The organism is Variovorax sp. RTB1, from assembly GCF_035018765.1.
GTDB lineage: Bacteria > Pseudomonadota > Gammaproteobacteria > Burkholderiales > Burkholderiaceae_C > Variovorax.
In genome coordinates this window covers 1-7,977 of sequence record NZ_JASJXG010000090.1, presented here as the reverse complement: position 1 = coordinate 7,977, position 7,977 = coordinate 1, and the positions used below count along the sequence as shown (strand labels likewise).

Genomic DNA, 7,977 nt, shown 5'->3' with positions numbered 1-7,977 from the left:
GGTGGGTCGGTCTCCGAGGTACCGGCCACGAGCTGTTTTACATACGAAATGAAGCTGTCGTAGGCATCCGCCATCATGGGGGGCTGCGTGGTCTGCGGCGGAGGGTTCTGCGCCGGCGGTGCTGTCCCGATCGGCACATAGCCACCTCCGCCACCCCCACCGCCGCAGGCCGTGAGCACGAGTGCCGCAGCGAGCGCGACGCCCAGTTTCAGAAGCTTGTTCTTCATGGTGCTAACTCCTTACGGCTGCTGCTGGGTCACGGCGCCTGGCAGCGGCGTGTTGAGGTATGGGAACACGGCAGGGAACGCGGCGGGCGTTTGCAGTGCGCCGTCGGTAAATGGCAGGCCACCGGCCGGTGCGTCCGATGGCTTGCAGCCAAGCTTGAACTTGTCGGTATCGGTGGTCAACACGCAGAGTGCACCCATGGCCACGCGCAACTCGATGTCCACCACGTCGTCACCCGGCCGGCGTCCGTTCGGGAAGCCCGCGAGGTCGCCACCGGCTACGCCGAGGTTGCTCTGGTTCGCCATCGGGGTCGGCGCGATCTTCGTTTCCAGACGCAGCATTTCCGACGGCACGACGTTGGCTGGTTTGTTGAGCCCGTCGATACCTGTCAGGAATGTAGCGATCAAGTCGGTCCGGGGGAAGTTGGTCGGAGCCTTGGCGGAGGGGAACAAGGTTTCGATCAGCGCTGGCAACGCGGGGTTTGTCACGTACGGCAGAAACTGCTTGTCGTCACTCGGTTGCGAATTGTTGAAGCGATCCTTGTCCTTCAGCCCGATCACGAGTTCGTTGACGAGCGGCATGCCGAGTCGCGACACCTGGGTCCATGCGCCGCCGTTAAGGTAGGTGGTGCCGTGGCCGCTTTTCGGCGGGCTGGCGACAAGTCGTCCCTGGCGTGCGCTCGACGTCGTCCAGCCGCCGATGATGGTGCTGCCGGCAGTGGTCAGGCAGGAGGTGGGCACTTCCATTTCGAGCGACGTGATGTTCTTGCCGGCCAGCGAATCGGAATTCGGTACGTTGACGGAGCCCAGCGGTGCGAGATTGATCAGGTCGAAAATCGGACCGAGTGCGACGACGAAGGGATCTTTTCGCTGACCCACGAAGACCTTGCCCGGCGCATCACATCCGGGGATGGTGACGTCGTACACGTGCTGGGCTGCGTAGTTGGCATAACCCGGCGCCACGCCGAATGTTTTCTCGCCGATGTTGTCGGTCGGCTTGTCGAACACGGTGGTGCCGTCGAGCTTCTTGACCGGGTCACCCAGGCTACCCCGACGCGGGCCACGCACCACGTTCACCGTGTAGGTCTCGCGGAGATTGCTGGTCGGCTGGTTCGGGCCGGTGATGCCGCCGGCTTGCACCAGTGGGATCGAGGTCTTCACGCCGTTAATGGGAAGGGCGATGTCACGCAACGTGTTCTGGAACCGGAACTGGAAAGTGATGTGTTCCTTGCCATCGCCGACGTTGTCGATATGGATCTCGTACAGGCCGTTCGGGTCCATATTGAAGTAGTTGGGTCCGCCGTACGGGCTCTGGTCGGGCTGGTAGTCGGCGATCAGCGTCGTGTAGGCCGTACGGGCTGGGTCGTAGCTGCGGAACATGTAGAAGTCGGTGCCGTCGAGCTTGGGCGACCCGGCAATCGACGGCGCCTCGCGGTGGCTCGATGCGAGCGCGCCGCCCGCGGCGATGGCGCACAACGCCAGCGCGCAGGCCTGAACTGGAAGTCTTGTCAATTTCATCACTTCACCTCGAAAGTTGGTTTGGTTTGAGAGGCCCGGTGCTGCTTGATCCGGCCGAATTTCCCGGTCGAATTCACGCTAGCCAAAGCTCTACGTGAACAAGTTCACATTGGATTCAAACCAGAGGCTGCGACAGCCGTGAAATGGCTGCGCGACTTCCCAACTGCACTCCGACTCCGGGAAAACCCGTGGTCGAAGTCGCGGTGCGCGCTGGCGCGCCGCTCTCCTCTGCTCAGGCTTCGGCCAGCATGCCCCGCTCCTCGATGAACGCGACCACCTCGGCCAGCCCGGTCTTGGTTTTGAGATTGGTCATGACGTACGGCCGCTGCTTGCGCATGCGTTTGGTGTCGGCTTCCATCACTTCCAGACTGGCGCCGACGTAGGGCGCCAGGTCGGTCTTGTTGATGATGAAGAGGTCGCTCTTGGTGATGCCGGGACCGCCCTTGCGCGGGATCTTTTCGCCTGCGGCAACGTCGATGACGTAGATCGTCAGGTCGCTCAGCTCGGGGCTGAAGGTGGCGGCCAGGTTGTCGCCGCCGCTCTCGACGAACACCACGTCCGCGTTCGGAAACTCGCCCAGCATGCGGTCGATGGCTTCGAGGTTGATCGACGCGTCTTCCCGGATGGCAGTGTGCGGGCAGCCGCCGGTTTCGACACCCATGATGCGTTCGGCTGGCAGCGCACCGGCGACCGTCAGGATGCGCTGGTCTTCCTTGGTGTAGATGTCGTTGGTGATGGCGATCAGGTCGTACTTGTCGCGCATCGCCTTGCACAGCATTTCGAGCAGCGTCGTCTTACCCGAGCCGACCGGACCGCCGATGCCCACGCGCAGCGGCGGCAGTTTCTTGGTGCGGTTGGGGATGTGGTGCAGGGCGGAGGACATGGTGTGGACCTTAGCTTCGAAAGAGGCGTGAATACTGGGCTTCATGCCGCGCGGAAAGCACGGCGAGCATGGGAGAGAAGGCCTGACGATCGTCGTCGCCGAGTGCGATGGCGTGGTCGACCGCATGCGGAATTTCAGCAGCCAGCCGGCCCAGCATGCGTTGGCCGGCGCTCTGGCCGAGCGGCACGCACTTGACCGCGGCGCCTGTCATGTTCTCTGCCCAGCCAAACGCAAAGGCGAGGCAGCCATCGCGCACGGTGGCTCCCGTGCGCGATGCGGCAAAAGCGAATGCGATCGGGTAGGTCACCGGCATCTTGTCGAACGAGGCCAGCACGTCGTCGTGATGCAGCTTCAGCCATTCGACGAACGAGCGGCCCATCTGCTCGGTCTGCAAGCGGAACTCGGCGGTCTCGCGGGTCTGCAGCACCCAGGCGTTGAGGCGGGCGAGGCGCTCGGCGTCTTGCGTGCGCCAGGCGTCGATGGCTTGGGCGACGATCGACAGGTCGCCGCGTGCCAGGGTCAGATGCAGCTGATCGACCAGCCAGTCGGAGGCTGCCGCTTCCGTTGCAAGGCCTGCCCATTCGACGCCGGCCTCGATGCCTTCGGAGTACGAGAAGCCGCCGATGGGCAGCGCCGGCGAGGCCAGCCAGATGAGCTGGAGCAGGCTGGACGCCGGCAGGGCGCCCACAGGCGCGGCAGGGTCAGGCATGCAGGTCAGTGCGCGTGGTGCGGACCATCGTGATCGTGGCCGTGGTCATGACCTTGCTCATGGCTGTGCGGATGGCCATTGTCTTGCGGCTGTGCATAGGCGTCGGGGTGGAGCACCGGGCCGACGAGCGCCTTGCCGGTGGCCGCATGAGATTGAGTCCCGTGCGCATGACCATGGTCGCCGGACGCATGCGCGCCATACGCGCCGCCCTCCGGCTCGAAGGCCTCTTCCGCCTCGCGCACGATCAGGTGCATCGAGCGCAGCATGGCGGCCAGCACATGGTCGGGCTCGATCTTGAGGTGGTCGGGCTTGAGCTCTATGGGCACGTGACGATTGCCCAGGTGGTAGGCCGCGCGTGTCAGATCGAAGGGCGTGCCGTGCTCCGTGCAATGGGTGATGACAAGCACCGGTTGCGGCGACGCAATCACCCGGATCAGCGAGCCGTCTTCGGCCACCAGCACGTCGCCCCCGCGTACGGCAGTGCCGCGTGGCAAGAAGATGCCGACCTGCCGGCCTTGCGAATCGACGGTGTCGAAGCGGCTCTTTTGGCGAACGTCCCAGTCGAGTTCGATGGTGGCGGCACGCTTGAGCAGCACGGGCGCGAGGCCCTTGCCCTGCGGCATCAGTTTGTTGGCGGTCAGCATGGGGGCAAAAAAATTGAGGAGGGAATAGCGTGTTCAACGCTAGGCGAGATCAGACGCGTTAGAACAAAAAGTACCGCTGCGTCAGCGGCAACGAAGTCGCCGGTTCGCACACCAGTAACTGGCCGTCGGCACGCACCGCGTAGGTCTGCGGATCGATCTCCATCTTCGGCGTCAGGCCGTTGTGGACCATGTGCTTCTTGCGGATGCCGCGCACATTCTTAACCGCCACCAGCGTCTTGTGCAGACCGTACTTTTCGCCGATGCCCGCTGCCAAGCCGGCCTGCGACACGAAGGTGAGCGAGCTCTTGTGGAGCGAACCACCGTAGGCGCCGAACATCGGCCGGTAGTGCACCGGTTGCGGCGTTGGGATCGACGCGTTGGGGTCGCCCATGGCGGCCATGGCGATGGTGCCGCCCTTGATGATGGTGAACGGCTTCACACCGAAGAATGCCGGCTTCCACACCACCAGGTCGGCCCATTTGCCGACCTCGATGCTGCCCACTTCGTGCGCGATGCCGTGTGCGATGGCGGGGTTGATCGTGTACTTGGCGATGTAGCGCTTGGCGCGAAAGTTGTCGTTGCGCTGCAGCGTCTCGACCAGTTCGCCTTGGCCGGTCGGTGCCAGCCAGCCGCGCTGCGCCTTCATTTTGTGCGCCGTCTGCCAGGTGCGGATGATGACTTCGCCGACACGGCCCATCGCCTGGCTGTCGCTGCTCATCATACTGATGGCGCCCAGGTCGTGCAGGATGTCTTCGGCTGCGATCGTCTCCTTGCGGATACGCGACTCGGCGAAGGCCAGATCTTCGGCGATGGCCGGGTCGAGGTGATGGCACACCATCAGCATGTCGACGTGCTCGTCGAGCGTGTTGACCGTGTACGGCATCGTCGGGTTGGTCGACGATGGCAAGAAGTTCTCTTCACCCACCACCCGCAGGATGTCCGGCGCATGACCGCCGCCCGCGCCTTCGGTATGAAAGGCGCAGATGCCGCGCCCGCCGACCGCCGCGATGGTGTTCTCGACGAAGCCCGATTCGTTCAGCGTGTCGGAATGGATCGCCACCTGCGTGTCGGTGGCGTCGGCCACGTCCAGGCAATTGCTGATAGCGGCAGGCGTCGTGCCCCAGTCTTCATGCAGCTTCAGGCCGATCACGCCGGCATTGATTTGCTCGTGCAGCGCGTCCGGCAGGCTGGCGTTGCCCTTGCCCAGAAAGCCGAGGTTCATCGGGAACGCGTCGGCGGCCTGCAGCATGCGTTCGATGTGCCACGGGCCGGGCGTCGCGGTCGTCGCGAAGGTGCCGGTCGCCGGGCCGGTGCCGCCGCCGAGCATGGTCGTCACGCCGGAGGTCAGCGCCTCTTCGATCTGCTGTGGCGCGATGAAATGGATGTGGCTGTCGATGCCGCCAGCCGTCACGATGTTGCCTTCGCAACTGATGACTTCAGTGCCAGGCCCGATGACGATGTCGACACCCGGCTGCACGTCGGGGTTGCCGGCCTTGCCGATGGCGACGATGCGGCCACCCTTCAGTCCGATGTCTGCCTTGACGATGCCCCAGTGGTCGAGGATCAACGCGTTGGTCATCACCGTGTCGACGGCGCCACCGGCCGTCGGGCCACTGCCTGTGCCGTCGCGCGTGCGCTGCGATTGCGCCATGCCGTCGCGGATCGTCTTGCCGCCGCCGAACTTCACTTCTTCGCCGTAGGCACCGGCGCGCAAGGTGTAGTCGGCCTCGACTTCGACGATGAGGTCGGTGTCGGCGAGCCGCACGCGGTCGCCTACGGTGGGGCCGAAGATTTCCGCATAGGCGCGGCGTCCGATCGTTGCCATCTAGAGTTTTCCTTGGACCAGGCCACGAAAGCCGTAGACCACGCGGTCGCCGGCAAAGTCGACCAATTCGACCGTGCGCTGCTGGCCCGGCTCGAAGCGAACCGCAGTGCCCGATGCGATGTTCAGCCGCATGCCGCGCGCCGCTTCTCGCTCGAAGCCGAGCGCGCCGTTGGTCTCGGCAAAGTGATAGTGCGAGCCGACCTGGATGGGCCGGTCGGCAGTGTTGAGTACCACCAGCGTCAGCGTGCGCCGGCCGGGGTTGAGCGTGTGGTCGCCTTCGTCGGTGAAGAGTTCGCCGGGGATCATGCGAGGGCTCCGTTCAGGCGGCTTGCACGAGCAGCACGGCGCCGAGTGCCACCACCGCGGCACCTGCTGCACGCGGCAGCCAGACATTGCCACGACGCAGCGCCCAACCGACAGCGATGCCGGACAGATGCAGCAGCACCGTCGCGGCCACCATGCCGGCGAGCGTCAGCGCCGCGCCGGACTGGATTGCCAACTCGTGCCCATGCGCGACGCCATGAAAAATCGCAAAACCGCCGACCAGCACCGCTGCTGCGGCAGGCGGCAGATGCTTCTGCGTGACGACGAGCAACCCGAGCACCAGCAGCGATGCCGCGATCATCGGCTCGACCGCCGGCAGCTGGACACCCGCCAGACCGATCAGCGCGCCGACCAGCAGCATCGCCGCGAAGCCGAGCGGCGCCCACAACAGATCGGGCCAGGCGCGACGTGCCGACAGCGCACTCCAGAGGCCTACCGCCACCATCGCCGAAAGATGGTCGGCGCCGGTCAGCGGGTGCATGAAGCCGCTGACCAGGCCATGGTGCAGTCCGCCGTCGACGCCGGTGTGCGCGCTGGCCGCGAGCGGCAGCAGTGCGAGCAGGGCGATGAAGCTCGTGGATACAGAAGCGGTGCGCATGAAAAGAGATCCTCGTGATGGTCGTTGTGGTCGTCGGGCTTCAAACGATCGGCTGGTGAACCGTCACCAACTTCGTGCCGTCGGGAAAGGTCGCTTCGACCTGGATGTCGGGGATCATTTCGGCGATGCCGTCCATGACGTCGGCACGCGTCAGCACGCTGCGGCCGGCGCTCATCAGCTCGGCGACGCTCTTGCCATCGCGCGCCCCTTCCATGACGGCGGCAGAAATCAGCGCAATGGCTTCGGGGTAGTTGAGCTTCAGTCCCCGTGCCTGCCGCCTTTCGGCCAGCAAGGCGGCAGTGAAGATCAGCAACTTGTCTTTTTCGCGCGGAGTGAGTTCCATGATCAGGGCATTATGAGCAACGGGTAAGCGTTGCAACAGTCATGCCGCCCTTTGCGCGTGCCTGTGCCGTGGCATGAAATCTGCACCGGGAAAATGTGAATCCGAACCCCGCCACGCCCCCTGGACCCGACGAAGCGCCACAGCGCATCGTCAAGGTGCGGCGCGACTACAACAGCTGGGTCGCGAGCGAAACGCTCGAAGACTACGCGCTGCGCTACACGCCGCAGCGCTTTCGCAAGTGGTCTGAATGGCGGGTCGCCAACACGGCTTTCGGCGCGGCTTCGTTCCTGATCCTGGAGGCGGTCGGCGCCACGCTGCTCGTGCAGTATGGTTTTGCCAACGCGTTCTGGGCCATCCTGGTGACGGGGCTCATCATCTTTCTGGCGGGCTTGCCGATCAGCGTGTACGCGGCGCGCTACGGCGTCGACATGGACCTGCTGACCCGTGGCGCCGGCTTCGGCTATATCGGCTCGACGCTCACGTCGCTCATCTATGCGTCGTTCACCTTCATCTTTTTTGCGCTCGAAGCGGCGGTGATGGCTTATGCGCTGGAGCTCGCGCTGGGTGTGCCGCCGGTGTGGGGTTACCTGATCTGCGCGCTGGTCGTGATCCCTCTGGTGACGCACGGTGTATCGGCCATCAGCCGCCTGCAACTCTGGTCCCAGCCGATCTGGCTGCTGATGCTGGTCGTGCCGTTCTGCTTCGTCGTGGTGCGCGATCCGGGCGCCTTTGCCGGGATTACGCACTACAGCGGTGAGAAGGGCGGCTCGGCGGGCTTCGACCTGCGCCTCTTTGGTGCGGCATTGACGGTTGGCATCGCGCTCATCACGCAGATGGGCGAGCAGGCCGACTACTTGCGGTTCATGCCCGAACGCACCGCAGCAACACGCGGGCGGTGGTGGGCCGGCG

At 64.7% G+C, this 7,977-nt stretch carries 10 protein-coding genes; 1 reads left to right on the top strand and 9 read right to left on the bottom strand.

Annotation, left to right across the window (positions count from 1 at the left end):
- The 9 genes from QN397_RS26105 to QN397_RS26065 form a co-directional block, all read right to left on the bottom strand.
- Positions 1-227, bottom strand: a 227-nt coding sequence (locus QN397_RS26105) for a hypothetical protein (protein ID WP_323502433.1), incomplete at its 3' end; no start/stop codon positions are given.
- A 12-nt stretch (positions 228-239) separates the two neighbouring features.
- Positions 240-1,742 (bottom strand): DUF4331 domain-containing protein, encoded by a 1,503-nt coding sequence (locus QN397_RS26100; protein ID WP_323497890.1) that lies wholly within the window; start codon positions 1,740-1,742, stop codon positions 240-242.
- A gap of 232 nt (positions 1,743-1,974) precedes the next feature.
- The gene (ureG, locus tag QN397_RS26095) at positions 1,975-2,625 is read right to left on the bottom strand and encodes an urease accessory protein UreG (protein ID WP_187052887.1); all 651 of its coding nucleotides are present in this window, start codon (positions 2,623-2,625) and stop codon (positions 1,975-1,977) included.
- A gap of 10 nt (positions 2,626-2,635) precedes the next feature.
- Complete coding sequence (locus QN397_RS26090) at positions 2,636-3,334, bottom strand: urease accessory protein UreF (RefSeq protein WP_323497889.1); 699 nt, start codon at positions 3,332-3,334, stop codon at positions 2,636-2,638.
- A gap of 5 nt (positions 3,335-3,339) precedes the next feature.
- The gene (gene ureE / locus QN397_RS26085; protein WP_323497888.1) at positions 3,340-3,978 is read right to left on the bottom strand and encodes an urease accessory protein UreE; all 639 of its coding nucleotides are present in this window, start codon (positions 3,976-3,978) and stop codon (positions 3,340-3,342) included.
- A 58-nt stretch (positions 3,979-4,036) separates the two neighbouring features.
- Positions 4,037-5,803, bottom strand: coding sequence for an urease subunit alpha (ureC, locus tag QN397_RS26080; protein WP_323497887.1), 1,767 nt, complete (start codon positions 5,801-5,803; stop codon positions 4,037-4,039).
- Positions 5,804-6,109, bottom strand: coding sequence for an urease subunit beta (locus QN397_RS26075; RefSeq protein WP_323497886.1), 306 nt, complete (start codon positions 6,107-6,109; stop codon positions 5,804-5,806).
- Between the two features lie 13 nt (positions 6,110-6,122).
- Positions 6,123-6,725, bottom strand: coding sequence for a HupE/UreJ family protein (locus QN397_RS26070; protein WP_323497885.1), 603 nt, complete (start codon positions 6,723-6,725; stop codon positions 6,123-6,125).
- 40 nt (positions 6,726-6,765) lie between these two features.
- Positions 6,766-7,068, bottom strand: a complete 303-nt coding sequence (locus QN397_RS26065; RefSeq protein WP_068631962.1) for an urease subunit gamma — start codon at positions 7,066-7,068, stop codon at positions 6,766-6,768.
- Positions 7,069-7,148: 80 nt separating this feature from the next.
- On the opposite strand from QN397_RS26065, the gene QN397_RS26060 reads away from it, so the two are divergent.
- Positions 7,149-7,977, top strand: an 829-nt coding sequence (locus tag QN397_RS26060; RefSeq protein WP_416352369.1) for a purine-cytosine permease family protein, incomplete at its 3' end; no start/stop codon positions are given.

Bases quoted from the DNA above. Each gene is read 5' to 3' on its own strand.
- QN397_RS26065 (WP_068631962.1), bottom strand. From the start codon at position 7,068: ATGGAACTCACTCCGCGCGAAAAAGACAAGTTGCTGATCTTCACTGCC.
- QN397_RS26075 (WP_323497886.1), bottom strand. From the start codon at position 6,109: ATGATCCCCGGCGAACTCTTCACCGACGAAGGCGACCACACGCTCAAC.
- ureE (WP_323497888.1), bottom strand. From the start codon at position 3,978: ATGCTGACCGCCAACAAACTGATGCCGCAGGGCAAGGGCCTCGCGCCC.
- QN397_RS26090 (WP_323497889.1), bottom strand. From the start codon at position 3,334: ATGCCTGACCCTGCCGCGCCTGTGGGCGCCCTGCCGGCGTCCAGCCTG.
- QN397_RS26070 (WP_323497885.1), bottom strand. From the start codon at position 6,725: ATGCGCACCGCTTCTGTATCCACGAGCTTCATCGCCCTGCTCGCACTG.
- ureC (WP_323497887.1), bottom strand. From the start codon at position 5,803: ATGGCAACGATCGGACGCCGCGCCTATGCGGAAATCTTCGGCCCCACC.
- ureG (WP_187052887.1), bottom strand. From the start codon at position 2,625: ATGTCCTCCGCCCTGCACCACATCCCCAACCGCACCAAGAAACTGCCG.
- QN397_RS26100 (WP_323497890.1), bottom strand. From the start codon at position 1,742: ATGAAATTGACAAGACTTCCAGTTCAGGCCTGCGCGCTGGCGTTGTGC.